We start from the raw sequence: 15,606 nt of genomic DNA on the forward strand, positions 1-15,606 counted from the left end.
TGCCCGCTTCCGGAGCCCGCATGACCCAGGATCAACTCAAACAGGCCGTGGCCCAGGCCGCCGTCGACTTCATCCTTCCGAAACTCGACGACAAAAGCATCGTCGGGGTCGGCACCGGCTCCACCGCCAACTGCTTCATCGACGCCCTGGCCCAGCACAAGGGCGCGTTCGATGGCGCGGTCGCCAGTTCCGAAGCCACTGCCGCGCGCCTCAAGGGCCACGGGATTCCGGTGTACGAACTGAACACGGTCAGCGACCTGGAGTTCTACATCGACGGCGCCGACGAAAGCGACGAGCACCTGAACCTGATCAAGGGCGGCGGCGCAGCCCTGACCCGCGAGAAGATCGTCGCGGCCGTGGCCAAGACCTTCATCTGCATCGCCGACGGCAGCAAACTGGTGCCAGTACTCGGCGCGTTCCCGCTGCCGGTGGAAGTGATCCCGATGGCTCGCAGCCACGTTGCCCGCCAACTGGTGAAACTGGGCGGCGACCCGGTCTACCGCGAAGGCGTGCTGACCGACAACGGCAACATCATCCTCGACGTGCACAACCTGCAGATCACCAATCCGGTGGAACTGGAAGCACAGATCAACGCGATCGTCGGCGTGGTCACCAACGGCCTGTTCGCGGCGCGTCCGGCGGATCTGCTGTTGCTGGGCACCAGCGAAGGCGTGAAGACTCTGAAGGCCGAGTAAGCCTGAAGAACCTGTGGGAGCCTGTCCGCTCCCACAGGGGTTCATTGAAGAATGTCAGTTCTGGTCTGACTTTCTGAAGACATAAAACAGATTCGGCTCGCTCACCAGATACAACGTCCCGTCGTCATCCATCGCAATGCCTTCCGCCTGCGGCACGGTTTTCTTCAGCCCTTGCCGACCACCGTTCAACGACATCGTGCTCAATGGACGCCCGTCCACATCCAGCTCCAGAATCAGCCGCGACTCGTCCGACAGCGCCAGTAGATGGCCGCTGCGCTCGTCGTATTGCAGGCTCGACAGGTCACGCACGAACATCCCGGCGTCGCGCTTGGGATTGTTGATGACATGCACCGCGTAGGACTTTTCCGGGTTGAAGTGGGGAAAGCCGTGCACTTCGTAGATCAGCATCGGATCACGCTCCTTGGCCACGAACAGGCGCTTGCCCACCGAGTCGTAAGCCAGACCTTCGAAACCCTTGTTGCCGCTCATGTGCACGCCGAGTGTCATCTGCTCGGCATCCGCTGCGTCGAGGAACGTGGTGTCGTGCTCCAGGTGGATCTTGATCAGGCGCTGCTGGCGCTCGTCGGTGATCACGTAAGTGTCGGCACTGATGAACTCGACCGCCTCCGGATCGCCGAAACCGATCAGCGCGACACGGCGCAGAATCCGGCCCTCCAGCGACAATTCGATCAGCTCGGCATTTTTGTTGGTGACGGTGAACAGGCTTTTGCGCACCGGATCGTAGGTCAGCGCGGAGACGTCATCGTTCAGCCCCTCGATGACCCGAGCCTCGATGCCCACGCGGTACTGATCCAGATTGATCGCCTCAATGCTGTGGGGCTGCCAGTGACTTTGCAGGTTGAACCAGGCGCGCTCGAACAGACGCAGGTATTGGCCGATCGCAATCAATGCGATCAGGGCAATCACCGAGAGGATGATCAGAAGTGGCTTGGGACGGGCAAATCGACGCATGCGGGCTGGGCTCGGGATCAAAACAGGCGGATGAAATATCACGCCTGTCTGAATCGAAGCTTAAAGGCCACTTGCCCCGGACGACAACCTTGCGGCGGCAGGCGGGTTATTTCTGTTTTTCGAAGCGGTAGAACAGGTTCGGCTCGCTGACCATGTACAGCGTGCCCGCCTCGTCCATGGTCACGCCTTCGGCGCGGGGGATGGTCTGCTTCAGACCGTTGAAGCCGCCCAGCAGAGTCATGAAACTGACCTGCTCGCCCTTCTCGTCCAGCTCCAGCAGCAGGTGCGAATCGGCAGACAGCACCAGGGTGTGACCGGTGCGCGGATCGATAGCCAGGGCCGAGAGGTTGCGGATGTCCAGTTCGTCATTCGGCAGTTTCTGTTTGTCGCCGGTGAGGGTCTGGCTGCCGTCGCTTTTCCAGGTGAACAGCGCTGGCGGACGTTCTTCGCCCAGCAACAGTCGCTGGTTGCGGGCATCCCAGGTGATGGCCTCGAAGGCCTTGTTCTGGTTTTTCGACGGGCCGAGGTCGTATTTCGGGAAATCATCACGCTTCAGCTCGCGGGTATTGGCGTCGACCTTGACGATCGACAGCATGTGTTCACGCTCATCGACGATGGCCAGCAAGCCATTGCCCATGACGGTCACGCCTTCCGGATTGATCCAGCCCACCAGCGGCATCTTGCGCAGCACGTCGCCCTGCAAGGTCAGCTCGACCAGGAACGGGTTCTTGCCCATCACCGAAAACAGGGTCTTGCTCTGCGGGTCATAGGACAGGTCCGAGGCCTCGTCCTTTTCCATCCCCGGCAACAGCTTGGCGTCGATCACCACCCGATAGTCCGGCAACCAGACACTCGCCGTGCGTTCAGCCGGGCTTTCGAAGCGCTCGCGCAGCCACAACAGGCCCCGGTCATCCCAATGCATGGCATACGCCAGACCGTAACCGGCCGCGACCACCAGCAACAGCCAGTAATACCAGCGCAGGGCGAAACGTGAACGGCGAGCAGTGTTGAGCTGTGTTTGAGATGACATCAGAGGACGCGTTCCGAAAATTCAGGCTATGGGTAATAGCACAAAGAGGCCGGCTCAGACGCCAGAATGACCGGAATTATCCGGACAGGATGTGAAAAAAACGGCAAATGGCCGGATTGCCCTGCGCCTTTGCAGGCGGGATCACAAAACAAAAAATGGGAGATTGCCAGCCTGAGGGCACACCTCAAACCCGCAATCCCCCTTTCGGTAACGCGTTGCCCGGATCAGCGAACGCTGCTGGTGAAGCGACTGGCACCCGGCAGTTCCAGCACGATGTCATCGCCAACGTTCAGCGGACCGACACCCACCGGCGTACCGGTCAGGATCACGTCACCAGCCTGCAGCGAGAAGCAGCCGGCCATGTGCTGGATCATCGGCACGATCGGGTTGAGCATCGCGCTGCTGTTGCCGTCCTGGCGCACTTCGCCATTGATGGTCAGGCGGATGCCGATGTCGGTCAGGTCGGCAAAAGTACTGCCGACCACGAACGGTGCAATCACTGCCGCGCCGTCAAACGACTTGGCGATTTCCCATGGCAGGCCCTTGGACTTGAGCTCGGCCTGCTTGTCGCGCAGGGTCAGGTCCAGCGCCGGGGCGAAACCGGAGATCGCGTCCAGCACTTCCTCACGGCTTGGCTTGGTCGACAAAGGCTTGCCGATCAACACGGCGATTTCCGCTTCGTAATGCACGGAACCACGGTCGGTCGGAATGCTGAAACCGCCTTCCAGCGGCACCACGCAACTGCCCGGCTTGATGAACAGCAACGGCTCGGTAGGGACCGGGTTGTCCAGTTCCTTGGCGTGTTCGGCATAGTTGCGGCCGATGCACACCACTTTCCCCAGCGGAAAATGAATCCGCGTACCGTCGACATACTGGTGCTGATAGCTCATTACCGACTCCTGCCTTCATTGATTCATCAGGGATTGCAGATCAAACCGCGAAGATCTTGCCCGGGTTCATGATGCCGTTCGGGTCGAACACCGCCTTGACCGCTTTCATGTATTCGATTTCGACCGGCGAGCGGCTGTAGGTCAAGTAGTCGCGCTTGGTCATGCCCACGCCGTGTTCGGCGGAGATCGAACCGTTGTACTTCTCGACGGTTTCGAACACCCACTTGTTGACGGTGGCGCACTTGGCGAAAAACTCGTCCTTGCTCAGGTTGTCCGGCTTGAGGATGTTCAGGTGCAGGTTGCCGTCGCCGATGTGGCCGAACCAGACGATTTCGAAGTCTGGATAATGCTTGCCGACGATCGCGTCGATTTCCCGCAGGAACGCCGGGACTTTCGAGACGGTGACCGAGATGTCGTTCTTGTACGGCGTCCAGTGGGAGATGGTTTCGGAGATGTACTCGCGCAACTTCCACAGGTTCTGCAACTGGGTTTCGCTCTGGCTCATCACGCCGTCCAGCACCCAGCCCTGCTCCACGCAATGCTCGAAGGTTTCCAGGGCGCTGTTGGCCACTTCTTCGGTGGTCGCCTCGAATTCCAGCAACGCATAGAACGGGCAGTCGGTTTCGAACGGTGCCGGGACATCGCCACGGCCCATGACCTTGGCCAGAGCCTTGTCGGAGAAGAATTCGAACGCGGTCAGGTCGAGCTTGCCCTGAAAGGCGTGCAGCACCGGCATGATCGAGTCGAAATCGGCGGTGCCGAGAACCATCGCAGTCAGGTTTTTCGGTGCACGATCCAGGCGCATGGTGGCTTCAACCACAAAGCCGAGGGTGCCTTCGGCGCCGATGAACAGCTGGCGCAGGTCGTAACCGGTGGCGTTCTTGATCAGGTCCCGGTTCAGTTCCAGCACATCGCCCTTGCCGGTGACGACTTTCATGCCCGCCACCCAGTTGCGGGTCATGCCGTAGCGAATGACCTTGATCCCGCCGGCATTGGTGCCGATATTGCCGCCAATCTGGCTGGAGCCGGCCGACGCGAAGTCCACCGGGTAGTACAAATCATGTTCTTCGGCCGCGTTCTGCAATTGCTCGGTGACCACGCCCGGCTGACAGACGGCGGTGCGGTCGGTGAGGTTGATGTCGAGAATCTGGTTCATGTAGTCGAACGACACCACCACTTCGCCATTGGCGGCCACGGCAGCGGCGGAAAGGCCGGTGCGGCCGCCCGAGGGCACCAGCGCCACTTTATGTTCGTTGGCCCAGCGGACGATGGCCTGCACCTGCTCGATGGTCTTGGGGAACACGATGGCGCTGGGCGCCGGAGCGAAGTGCTTGGTCCAGTCCTTGCCGTACGCGTTCAGGGAGTCGGCATCGGTCAGGACCTTGCCAGGCTCGACCAGGGTCTTCAGTTCATCAATCAGGGCAGGATTGGTCATCGACGGAACTCTCGAACAATTCATGGTCATCCTGAGAACGCTTCACGTCGCAGGAATGAGTGATTAGCGGGGCGGCTATGCTAGCATACCGACCCCGCAGGCCAGTGCCCAACGGCGGTTCTGCGGTGACGGCTTTCTTGTCGTCAAGGTCAATGTCTGTTGACCATTTCCTGCCATTTTTCTCCGGGATACAGGTTTACGCAGATGAGCAAGACTTCTCTCGATAAGAGCAAGATCAAGTTCCTTCTTCTCGAAGGCGTCCACCAATCGGCTGTCGACGTCCTCAAGGCGGCGGGCTACACCAGCATCGAATACCTGACAGGCTCCCTGCCGGAAGCCCAGCTCAAGGAAAAGATCGCTGACGCTCACTTCATCGGCATTCGTTCGCGCACCCAACTGACCGAAGAGATCTTCGATCACGCGAAGAAGCTGGTGGCAGTCGGCTGTTTCTGCATCGGCACCAACCAGGTTGACCTGGAAGCGGCCCGCGAGCGCGGCATCGCCGTGTTCAACGCGCCGTACTCCAACACCCGCTCCGTTGCCGAGCTGGTGCTGGCCGAAGCGATCCTGCTGCTGCGCGGCATCCCTGAGAAAAACGCTTCCTGCCACCGTGGCGGCTGGATCAAGTCGGCGGCCAACTCCTTCGAGATCCGCGGCAAGAAACTGGGCATCGTCGGCTACGGCTCGATCGGCACTCAGCTGTCGGTCCTGGCTGAAGGTCTGGGCATGCAGGTGTTCTTCTACGACACCGTGACCAAGCTGCCACTGGGCAACGCGACCCAGGTCGGCAACCTGCACGAGCTGCTGGGCATGTCCGACATCGTCACCCTGCACGTTCCGGAAACCGCTGCGACCCAGTGGATGATCGGCGAGAAGGAAATCCGCGCCATCAAGAAGGGCGGCATCCTGATCAACGCGGCACGCGGCACCGTGGTCGAGCTGGACCACCTGGCCGCTGCGATCAAGGACAAGCACCTGATCGGCGCCGCCATCGACGTGTTCCCGGTCGAGCCGCGCTCCAACGATGAAGAGTTCGAAAGCCCGCTGCGTGGCCTGGACAACGTGATCCTGACCCCGCACATCGGTGGTTCCACCGCTGAAGCGCAGGCCAACATCGGTCTGGAAGTGGCAGAGAAACTGGTCAAGTACAGCGACAACGGTACTTCGGTATCGTCCGTGAACTTCCCGGAAGTGGCCCTGCCGGCTCACCCTGGCAAGCACCGCCTGCTGCACATCCACGAGAACATCCCGGGCGTGATGAGCGAGATCAACAAGGTCTTCGCCGAAAACGGCATCAACATCTCCGGTCAGTTCCTGCAGACCAACGAGAAGGTCGGCTACGTGGTGATCGACGTCGACGCCGAGTACTCGGAGCTGGCGCAAGAGAAGCTGCAACACGTCAACGGCACCATCCGTAGCCGCGTGTTGTTCTGATTCCGCGCTGAGCCACAAAAAAGGGAGCCCCTCGGGGCTCCCTTTTTCATGCCGGTGGAAAAGTCATTTCACCGTCACGGTGATCTTTTCCGAAACGATTGGCGGATCGAAGGCCATGTGGCCCTTGTCGCCCAGCTCCAGCTGCAAGGTGTGCTTGCCCGGCGCCAGGGTCAGTTCGGTTTCGGTCTGGGCCTTGCCGAAGTGGAGGTGGTTGGCATCGGTCGGGATCACGCTGCCCGCCGGGACGATTTCCTTGGCATCGACCAGCAGGTGATGGTGCCCGGTGTTCGCGGTCGGGTCGCCGGCCGGTGCCAGGGCAATGCCTTTGACTTCAAACTTGACCTTGAATGTCTTGTCCACAACGGCACCGCTGCTCGGCTCGACAATACTCACTGAAGCACCGGCCGGTGCCGGTGTAGCGGCGCTGGCCATCATCGAAGCACTTAACAGAAGCCCTGCCAAAGCGGCGCGTGACATGAATGTTTTCATTCTCTTCTCCAGTTTTTCCGTAAAATCCGCGCGGTCATGACAACTTCATGACCATTCGTTGTCGAAGGCACTCGACAACCATAGCAAAGCGAGCCTGAACAGCAGGCCGCGACAATGATTTCAAAGGAGTGACCATGCGTTTTCTGCCTGGCCTGATCTGCCTGCTTCCCCTTCTGAGCCCGCTGGCTCATGCCGAACTGATTGATGACATCAACGACCGTGGCGAGTTGCGCATTGCCCTTGAGGCTAATACACCGCCCTTCAATTTCAAGGACGGCGACACACTCACGGGGTTCGAGGTCGAGCTTGGGCAACTGCTGGCCAACGAGCTGGATGTGCGCGCCGACTTCATCGTCACCGACGAAGCCGACCTGCTCCAGGGCGTCGAAAGCGGCAAGTACGACGTCGCGCTCAACCACATAGCACTGACCCCGGAACTCAAGGATCGTTTCGACTTCAGCGAACCTTACACACAGGTCAATGCGCAGTTATTGGCGAAAAAGGATGAGCAGCCCCGCCCATTGGTGCTGGTACAGACGCTGACTGAGGAAAAACCGAAGGTCGGGCCGCCAGTAGATCTGGCGATTCCGTTTCAGAAGGGCAACCCGGCGTTTCACGCGAGTCTTGAGAATGCGTTGCAGCGGATCAGGACGGATGGGCGGCTGGAGGCGTTGTCGCAGAAGTGGTTGAACGCGCAGGCCACTGAAAACCTGAAGTGACGGTGTCTAGTCGAGTGCCTTGAGCGCCTGTGCGGCCTGCGGCAGTTCCAGTTCGCTGAAGACCTGCACGCCATGGCGCTTGAGCAAGGCTGCCGTGACACCTTCGCCACTCACCTTAACGCCGCTGAACGTCCCGTCATAGGTCAGCAGATTCCCGCAGGAAGGACTGTTGGCCTTGAGCACCGCTACACGAATTCCGTGTTTCTGCACCAGCACCAATGCCTGTCGCGCACCGTCGAGAAATTGCGCACTGACGTCCTCGCCCTCGGTGGTGATCACCGCCGCGAGACCATCGAGTACTTCACTGCCCTGTCCGCCTGGAATCTCTGCCGCCGCCCGAGGTGTCGGCAATCCGCCGGCCACTTCCGGGCACAGCGGCACGACACGCCCTTCGGCAATCCACTGTTCCAGCAGATCGAACGGCCCGCTGGCCCCGCCGTCATAACGCACGCGGTGGCCCAACAGGCAGCGACTCACAAGAATCTTGTGCATCTCAGAACGGCTCGTTGCCACGGCGGCGGAACCAGCCTGTCAGCGACAGGCGCTCGCGATGGGCCGGCAACACTTCGTGGGGCACTTCACCGGAGAGAAACACCACCAGACAACCGCCGGTAGGTTGCACGTCATGGACGCGATCATTTTCCAGGTACATGCGCAACTGCCCGCCATCCTCCGGCAGCCAGCCGTCATTGAGGTAGATCACCGCCGAGACCATGCGCCGGTCATCGTCGCGAAAACGGTCGACATGCCTGCGGTAAAACGCTCCCGGTGGGTACAGGGCGAAATGGCACTCGAAATCTTCCAGGCCCAGGAACAAGCCGCGATTGAGCGCCTCGCGCAAACTGTCCATCAGGTTCAGGTAGCGGTCGCTGGCCTCGGCCTGGCCGGGATCGATCCATTGGATATGGTCACCACGAATACCCTCGCGGACCTCCGACAACGGGCCACGCCCGACCCCCGCCGGCGCCAGTTCGCCTTCGGCATCACGTTTGCGGCACTCGGCGGCCAGCGCGCGGGTCAGATCCGCAGGCAGGAAAATGTTCTGCTGCGACCAGCCACGCTCGGCCAGGTCGTCGACGATACGTAACAGCAGCGGGTGTTCAGAGGATATTTGCATGGCGCGCATAGTATGCCTGCGCCGGGAATTCCGACAGAGCCACGCGGCGGCTTGATACGAATTCTCGACAAGTACTGGCACCGCACGGAGAATAGTCCGCTGCTGACAGGAGTCCCTATGCGCCGTTTGCTTTTTTCACTGTTGATGTTCTGCGTTTTGCCCGCCTGGGCAGACGGCCACGACCAGTTGTACAAGGTCGCCGGCTGGCCGGACCAACGCGCGCATTTCAATGACGCCCTGAGTGCCGCGCAACAGCGTTACCAGAACAGCCTGCCGCCGGCGGTGTTTCAGGCGCTGGTGAACAACAGCAATCAGCGCTTCGCCCCTCAGGCCGTGGATCAACGGGCCGAAGCGCAATTGCGCAAGAACCTCGCCGACCCGAAACCGGCCCTGTCGTTCTTTCAGTCACCGCTGGGCAAGAAGATCGTTGCCGCCGAATTGCTGGCGACCCGCCGCGATCAATTGGCGAAAAACGCCAAGGGCCTGCCGAAGATGCCGGCCAGCGACAGCCGCCTGCTGATCATCGGCCACCTCGCCCAGGCCCTGCCCGCCCGTGAAGCCGGTGCCGAAGTCAGCCTGGCGATTGCCGGCGTGGCGGCGGACAGCCTGAGTTCGATGATTCCCGGCCTGCTCGGCGGCGGTCAGGCCCAGGGCATGTTGAACGGTCAACGCCAGCGACTGATGGATCAGATCGGTGCCGACCTGAACAACACGCTGCTGTACGTCTATCGCGATTTGTCGGATGAAGAACTGGAAGAATTCGCGACCTTTGCCGAATCCACCGAAGGCAAGGCCTACTATCAGGCAGCGCTGGCGGCGATTCGCGCCGGGTTGGCCGTAGGGCAAAGCACCTCGAACCTCAATCAGTGATCTAGGGATTGCGGCCCTTGATCCGCTTGTTCAAGAACTCGAAATATTCCTCGCGCATCTCTGCCGTCTCATTGGCCAGGTGATGCCGCGCCTCCGCCAGCAACAGAATCTGCGGCCGGTCGAACTTCCACTTCAGCACTTGCAGGTTGTGCGGCCAATCCACCGTCATGTCCGCCTGGCCCTGAATGATCAGCGGCCGACGCGGACTTTTCTTCGCGTACTCGACCCGGTTGATCCAGCGTGACAACGCCCCGACCCATGCGGTCGGCAAGCGTTTTGGCTGAAGCGGGTCGGCCTGCAGGAACGGCAGGAAATCCGGGTCGTTGGAGTTCTCGCTGAAACGCCGGGCGATGCCCCGGACGAAGGGTCTGAGCAGGTAATAACTGAACTGTGACCAGCCCCAGGCCCGCGGCCGCACTAATGGAGCCAGCAGAATCAGTTGGCCTTGAGCCGGGCTGTTTTCACCATGGTTGAGCACGTGATCGACAATGATCGCCCCACCGGTACTTTGCCCGCACAAGTGCCACGGCTGCGGCAGCGCAATCGAGTGCGCCTCGGCGAACAGGCCTTGCAGCGCATCCTGATATTCCGAGAAGTCGCGGATGCTCGCCCGCTCGCCGCTGGACAGACCATGCCCCGGCAGATCGCAGGCAATCACCGCGAACCCCTGATCCAGCGCCCACTCGATCACATGCCGGTAAAGACCGGTGTGATCATAAAAGCCGTGCACCAGAAACAGCGTGGCCTTGGCCGTTTCCGCCGGCCACCAGCAATGACTGACCAACTCATAACCATCGACGTCAAACCGGCCCATGCCGCGCCAGACATCGCGCTCCGGGAAGTCGGTCTTGTAGAACCGCTGATACGCCTTCGCCTCCTCGGACAACGGCTGCCACTCGGCCAACGGCTTGAGGCTCGCACGCAGATGATCGGGATTGAAGGCAGCAGACATGGGCAATTCCAAAACGGTAAACGGACTTTATCGGCCTGCGATATTCATCTGTAGAAGCAAGCATGGCAAGCTAGCGCGCTCTCGAGGAACCAAATCCATGCGCTCGCCCTACCGCACCGCACTGTTTGCCAGCCTGCTCGCCATCGTGTGTGCCGGCGTGCTGTGGGCCGCGTACGACTGGTTTCAGGGCCGCTACCTGCGGGCCTTCAGCGAACACACGGCGGTGTTTTCCGGCGATCCGCTGCGACTGCCCGACGACCTCGCCGGCCCCGGCAATATCCGCCTGGTGCATTTCTGGGACCCGGCCTGCCCGTGCAACGTCGGCAATCAGCAGCACCTGACCGAAATGGTCGAACAGTTCGGCCCCAAAGGTGTGGAGTTCTATGCCGTGCAGAAGTCCGGCAGCCACGGCCAGTTGCCCGCCACGCTCAGCAATCTCAAGACCATCGCGGTGCTGCCCGGCTCCGAACAGATCCCCGCCAGCCCGGCCGTGGCGATCTGGGATCGCAGCGGCAAACTGGCGTACTTCGGCCCTTACAGCGAAGGCCTGACGTGCAACTCCAGCAACAGTTTTATCGAACCGATCCTGCAGGCGTTGAGTGATGATCGTCCGGTAAATGCCACCCACACGCTGGCGGTCGGTTGCTACTGCCCGTGGCCGGTGGAGCCGAAGTAAGGCATTCCGGACATTTCAAGGACAGCGATGCGCGGCACACGAGGCGTGTGCTAATTGTTTGCAGCCCGCACGGGCGGCAACCCCGAATGCACAAGGAGTCACCATGAAACGCGTCTTTACCGTTCTTGCCTTGCTCATCGTTGTACTGCTCGTCGCTGCGGGCGGGTACGTGTACAGCAAGCAACCGACGCGTCAGGGCCAGGTGGAGTTGCGCAACCTGCAAGGCTCGGTGACCGTGCGTTACGACGAACGCGGCGTGCCGCACATCCGTGCTGAAAACGAAACTGACCTCTATCGTGCCCTCGGCTACGTGCACGCCCAGGACCGACTGTTCCAGATGGAAGCCATGCGCCGCCTGGCCCGGGGCGAACTGGCCGAAGTGCTCGGGCCGAAACTGCTCGACACCGACAAACTGTTCCGCAGTCTGCGCATCCGCGAACGCGCCGCCACTTACGTAGCCAGCCTCGACAAGCAGTCGCCGGCCTGGAAGGCCCTGCAAGCCTATCTGGACGGCATCAACCAGTATCAGGACTCGCACGCCGCCCCCGTCGAGTTTGACGTGCTGGGCATCCCCAAGCGGCCGTTCACCGCCGAAGACACCATCAGCGTCGCCGGCTACATGGCCTACAGCTTCGCCGCCGCGTTTCGCACCGAACCGTTGCTGACCTACGTGCGCGATCAGCTCGGCGCCGATTACCTCAACGTCTTCGACCTCGACTGGCAGCCCAAGGGCGTGCTCGCCAAGGGCCACGCCGGCAAAGCACCGGCACTCGCCGCCGAAGACTGGAAAGACCTGAACGCCCTCGCCCGCCTCAGCGAACAGGCGCTGATCGACAACGGCCTGCCGCAGTACGAAGGCAGCAACGCCTGGGTGATTGCCGGCAGCCGCAGCAAGGGCGGCAAGGCATTACTGGCCGGCGACCCGCACATCCGTTTCTCGGTGCCGTCGGTGTGGTACGAAGCGCAGCTGTCGGCGCCAGGTTTTGAACTCTACGGCCATCATCAGGCGCTGGTGCCATTTGCGTTCCTGGGGCACAACCTGGATTTCGGCTGGAGCCTGACCATGTTCCAGAACGATGACCTGGACCTGATCGCCGAGAAGGTCAATCCGGACAACCCGAATCAGGTCTGGTATCACGGCCAGTGGACCGACATGGTCAGCACCGAGCAGCAGATTGCGGTGAAAGGCCAGGCGCCGGTGACCATCACCCTGCGCCAGTCGCCCCACGGGCCGATCGTCAACGATGCCCTCGGCAGCGCCGCCGGGAAAACCCCGATTGCCATGTGGTGGGCGTTCCTCGAAACGCCGAACCCGATCCTCGAAGGTTTCTACCAGCTCAACCGCGCCGACACCCTGGCCAAGGCCCGTGCCGCAGCGGCCAAGGTGCAGGCACCGGGGCTGAACATTGTCTATGCCAACGCCAAGGGCGATATCGCCTGGTGGGCCTCGGCGCTGTTGCCCAAGCGTCCGGCCGGGGTCAAACCGGAGTTCATCCTCGATGGCAGCGGCAATCAGGCGGACAAGGACGGCTACTTCCCGTTCAGCGCAAACCCGCAGGAGGAGAACCCGGCGCGGGGCTATATCGTCTCGGCCAACTTCCAGCCCGTGTCGCCGACCGGCATGGAGATTCCCGGTTACTACAACCTCGCTGACCGTGGCCAGCAGCTCAACCGCCAGCTCGCCGACAAGAACGTGAAGTGGGACAACGAAGCCAATCAGAAGCTGCAACTGGGCACCACCACCGGTTACGGCCCGCGCCTGCTGGCGCCATTGCTGCCGGTATTGCGTGAAGTGGTGAGCGACCCGGCACAGCTGAAACTGGTCGAGCAACTGGCCCAGTGGCAGGGCGACTATCCGCTGGATTCGGTCAGCGCGACGGTGTTCAACCAGTTCCTCTATGACCTGGCCGACGCGGCGATGCGCGATGAGCTGGGCAATGACATGTTCGAGACCTTGCTGTCGACCCGCGTGCTCGACGCAGCACTGCCACGACTGGCCGCGAATGCCGACTCACCGTGGTGGGACAACCGCAACACGCCGGGCAAGGAGACCCGTGCCGACACCGTGCGCACCGCGTGGCAGGCGAGCATGGCGCATCTGAAACAGACTCTCGGCGACGATGCTTCCGGCTGGCAATGGGGCAAGGCGCACACGCTGACCCATGGTCATCCGTTGGGTCAGCAGAAACCGCTGGATCGCATCTTCAATGTCGGCCCTTTCGCCGCACCGGGCACCCATGAAGTGCCGAACAACCTCTCGGCGAAGATCGGACCGGCGCCGTGGCCGGTGACCTACGGCCCGTCGACTCGGCGGCTGGTGGACTTCGCGGATCCTGCTCACAGCCTGACCATCAACCCGGTCGGCCAGAGCGGTGTGCCGTTCGACAGCCACTACGACGATCAGGCGGAGGCGTATGTGGACGGGATGTATGTGCAGGCGCACTTCAGTGATGAAGAGGTGACGGCGAATACACGCAGTACCTTGAAGCTGTTGCCGGCGCGGGCGGCGCAATAAGCGCCGTTCAAACCATCGCCGCAAAGTTCAACCGAAACTGCTGCGGCGTCACCCCCAGCCGCCGGTTGAACACGCTGCGCATGTGTTGCGCATCGCGAAACCCGCATTGATACGCCACCGTCTTCAGCGGCGCCGTGGTGCTTTCGAGCATCACCCGCGCCGCATCCACCCGCGCCCGTTCGACGAATTCCGCCGGGGTGACCTTGGCTTCCCGGGCAAACACCCGGGAGAAATTCCGTGCGCTCATGTTGGCGGCATTCGCCAGGTCGGCGATGGTCAGGTCGCCGGTGAGATTGGCCAGCACGTACAGTTGCACCATCGCCACCGCCGACGTCGGTTCGGCGTGGGGCGTGAGAAACGGGCTGAACTGCGACTGCCCGCCCGAGCGCTGGGTAAACACCACCAGCCGCTTGGCCACGCTCAGCGCCACTTCGGCACCGTAATCACGCGCCAGCAGGTACAGCGACAGATCGATCCCCGCCGTCACTCCGGCAGAGGTGTAGAGCTGACCGTCCTCGACGTACAGCCGATCGGGCTCGACCCGGCTCGACGGACACAACTGCGCCAACGCCTCGGCGTCATTCCAGTGCGTGGTGACCGTGCGCCCTTCCAGCAACCCCGCGCGGGCCAGCATGAACGCACCGTTGCAGATCGAGCCGAACCGCCGCGCCCGCCCACTGGCCTCACGCAACCAGGCATCGAACGTGCTGCCAAAATCCAGGAACGGCAACTGCGGCCCACCGGCCACCAGCAGTAAATCGTAAGCCTGCGACACTTCGCTGAAATGCCGGTGAGCACTCAGGGTCAGCCCGTTGGAACACGCCATTGGCCCGCGCTCGACGCCGATCACCTCGAGCCGGTAATGATCCTCCGGCGCCAGGAAGCGGTTGGCCTCGGCGAACACATCCATGGGCCCGCTGACGTCCAGCGCCTGCACGCCGGGGAACACCACGATGGCGACGGTTTTGTTCATGGTGATGTCGGCTCCCGGGGAATGGCGGATCAGCGCCAACCCTAGCCAATCCACGCCGCAGAAGCGAGCTGGCACGATTTGCAGGTGGAATGGCAAGGATCGCAGCCATGGATCGATTGTCCGGTTTTGCCCCCGGGAACAGACTTTCTCCATCGGCGCCGTGACGGCGTTTTCGACGAGGAAGCTCAACATGACCACGACCATCGCCGGTATCCAGATCCCCGACAGCGCCCTCGCCCGGGCCACCACCGAGTACATCCGCGACATCGAATCCGACCTGCTCTACCACCATTCGCGCCGGGTGTTTCTGTTCGGTGCCTTGAGCGGTGAGCGCCAGCAACTGGCCTACGATCCGGAGCTGCTGTACGTCGGCGCAATGTTCCACGACCTGGGTCTGGTCGAAGGTCACCGCAGCGACGACGAACGCTTCGAAGTCGATGGCGCCAACGCGGCAGCGGCGTTTCTCAAACCTTACGGGCTGAGCGACGACGACATCGAACAGGTCTGGCTGTCGATCGCCCTGCACACCACACCGGGCGTACCGAAACATCTGCGTCCGACCGTGGCGCTGGTGACGGCAGGCGTCGAGATGGATGTGCTGGGCATGGATTACGCTGCGTTCACCACCGTGCAGCGCGAGGCAGTTGTACATGCGCATCCACGGGGCGAGGGTTTCAAGGAGTGCATCATCTGCGCGTTCGCCGATGGCTTGCGTCATCGCCCGCAGACGACGTTCGGCAATGTGAAGACCGATGTGCTGAAAGATCAGGCGCCGGGGTTCAAGCCGATGAACTTTGTCGAGGTGATTCGCCAGTCGCCCTGGGTTTCCTGACGGACAT

Annotated in this window: 16 protein-coding genes; 7 read left to right on the forward strand and 9 right to left on the reverse strand. The window is 61.7% G+C overall.

The window, feature by feature from the left end; all coding sequences use genetic code 11:
- Nucleotides 1-20: 20 nt before the first annotated feature.
- A complete protein-coding gene (gene rpiA / locus AC07VV_RS09495) occupies nucleotides 21-695 on the forward strand; it encodes a ribose-5-phosphate isomerase RpiA (protein ID WP_096817491.1) in 675 nt (224 codons plus the stop codon).
- A 54-nt stretch (nucleotides 696-749) separates the two neighbouring features.
- Here the strand turns inward: rpiA and AC07VV_RS09500 are convergent, their stop codons facing one another.
- The 4 genes from AC07VV_RS09500 to AC07VV_RS09515 form a co-directional block, all read right to left on the reverse strand.
- A complete protein-coding gene (locus AC07VV_RS09500) occupies nucleotides 750-1,667 on the reverse strand; it encodes an SdiA-regulated domain-containing protein (protein ID WP_495036081.1) in 918 nt (305 codons plus the stop codon).
- Between the two features lie 106 nt (nucleotides 1,668-1,773).
- Entirely contained in the window at nucleotides 1,774-2,697 is a 924-nt protein-coding gene (locus AC07VV_RS09505) for an SdiA-regulated domain-containing protein (protein WP_495036082.1), read from the reverse strand.
- A gap of 224 nt (nucleotides 2,698-2,921) precedes the next feature.
- Nucleotides 2,922-3,587: a fumarylacetoacetate hydrolase family protein gene (locus AC07VV_RS09510; RefSeq protein WP_495036083.1), complete on the reverse strand. Its 666-nt coding sequence runs from the start codon at nucleotides 3,585-3,587 to the stop codon at nucleotides 2,922-2,924.
- Between the two features lie 40 nt (nucleotides 3,588-3,627).
- Nucleotides 3,628-5,022: an FAD-binding oxidoreductase gene (locus AC07VV_RS09515; RefSeq protein WP_096817482.1), complete on the reverse strand. Its 1,395-nt coding sequence runs from the start codon at nucleotides 5,020-5,022 to the stop codon at nucleotides 3,628-3,630.
- Nucleotides 5,023-5,226: 204 nt separating this feature from the next.
- Here AC07VV_RS09515 and serA point away from each other — a divergent pair, with 204 nt between their 5' ends.
- On the forward strand, nucleotides 5,227-6,456 hold the full coding sequence (serA, locus tag AC07VV_RS09520) for a phosphoglycerate dehydrogenase (RefSeq protein WP_007953487.1): 1,230 nt from the start codon (nucleotides 5,227-5,229) through the stop codon (nucleotides 6,454-6,456).
- 63 nt (nucleotides 6,457-6,519) lie between these two features.
- On the opposite strand, the gene AC07VV_RS09525 is transcribed toward serA, so the two are convergent.
- Nucleotides 6,520-6,945, reverse strand: coding sequence for a DUF4399 domain-containing protein (locus AC07VV_RS09525; protein WP_102619659.1), 426 nt, complete (start codon nucleotides 6,943-6,945; stop codon nucleotides 6,520-6,522).
- A gap of 134 nt (nucleotides 6,946-7,079) precedes the next feature.
- Between AC07VV_RS09525 and AC07VV_RS09530 the strand changes: the two genes are divergently transcribed.
- Nucleotides 7,080-7,664: a transporter substrate-binding domain-containing protein gene (locus tag AC07VV_RS09530; RefSeq protein WP_493070173.1), complete on the forward strand. Its 585-nt coding sequence runs from the start codon at nucleotides 7,080-7,082 to the stop codon at nucleotides 7,662-7,664.
- Between the two features lie 6 nt (nucleotides 7,665-7,670).
- On the opposite strand, the gene AC07VV_RS09535 is transcribed toward AC07VV_RS09530, so the two are convergent.
- Both AC07VV_RS09535 and AC07VV_RS09540 read right to left on the reverse strand, forming a co-directional pair.
- A complete protein-coding gene (locus AC07VV_RS09535; protein ID WP_495036084.1) occupies nucleotides 7,671-8,156 on the reverse strand; it encodes a 2-thiouracil desulfurase family protein in 486 nt (161 codons plus the stop codon).
- A gap of 1 nt (nucleotide 8,157) precedes the next feature.
- Complete coding sequence (locus tag AC07VV_RS09540) at nucleotides 8,158-8,790, reverse strand: 2OG-Fe(II) oxygenase (RefSeq protein WP_096817474.1); 633 nt, start codon at nucleotides 8,788-8,790, stop codon at nucleotides 8,158-8,160.
- Nucleotides 8,791-8,898: 108 nt separating this feature from the next.
- On the opposite strand from AC07VV_RS09540, the gene AC07VV_RS09545 reads away from it, so the two are divergent.
- Nucleotides 8,899-9,651: a DUF2059 domain-containing protein gene (locus AC07VV_RS09545; RefSeq protein WP_495036085.1), complete on the forward strand. Its 753-nt coding sequence runs from the start codon at nucleotides 8,899-8,901 to the stop codon at nucleotides 9,649-9,651.
- Nucleotide 9,652: 1 nt separating this feature from the next.
- Here AC07VV_RS09545 and bipL read toward each other — a convergent pair whose 3' ends face one another.
- A complete protein-coding gene (gene bipL / locus AC07VV_RS09550) occupies nucleotides 9,653-10,603 on the reverse strand; it encodes a phospholipase BipL (RefSeq protein WP_096817472.1) in 951 nt (316 codons plus the stop codon).
- Nucleotides 10,604-10,700: 97 nt separating this feature from the next.
- On the opposite strand from bipL, the gene AC07VV_RS09555 reads away from it, so the two are divergent.
- Nucleotides 10,701-11,279: a DUF6436 domain-containing protein gene (locus AC07VV_RS09555; RefSeq protein ID WP_495036086.1), complete on the forward strand. Its 579-nt coding sequence runs from the start codon at nucleotides 10,701-10,703 to the stop codon at nucleotides 11,277-11,279.
- Nucleotides 11,280-11,382: 103 nt separating this feature from the next.
- Nucleotides 11,383-13,794, forward strand: a complete 2,412-nt coding sequence (locus tag AC07VV_RS09560; protein WP_495036087.1) for a penicillin acylase family protein — start codon at nucleotides 11,383-11,385, stop codon at nucleotides 13,792-13,794.
- Between the two features lie 7 nt (nucleotides 13,795-13,801).
- On the opposite strand, the gene AC07VV_RS09565 is transcribed toward AC07VV_RS09560, so the two are convergent.
- Nucleotides 13,802-14,767, reverse strand: coding sequence for a GlxA family transcriptional regulator (locus AC07VV_RS09565; RefSeq protein ID WP_495036323.1), 966 nt, complete (start codon nucleotides 14,765-14,767; stop codon nucleotides 13,802-13,804).
- Between the two features lie 190 nt (nucleotides 14,768-14,957).
- Between AC07VV_RS09565 and AC07VV_RS09570 the strand changes: the two genes are divergently transcribed.
- Nucleotides 14,958-15,599 carry an HD domain-containing protein gene (locus tag AC07VV_RS09570; RefSeq protein ID WP_085605974.1) on the forward strand — a complete coding sequence of 214 codons (642 nt, stop codon included), beginning with the start codon at nucleotides 14,958-14,960 and terminating at the stop codon, nucleotides 15,597-15,599.
- Nucleotides 15,600-15,606: the final 7 nt, after the last annotated feature.

The organism is Pseudomonas sp. GW821-FHT02C04 (assembly GCF_059421845.1).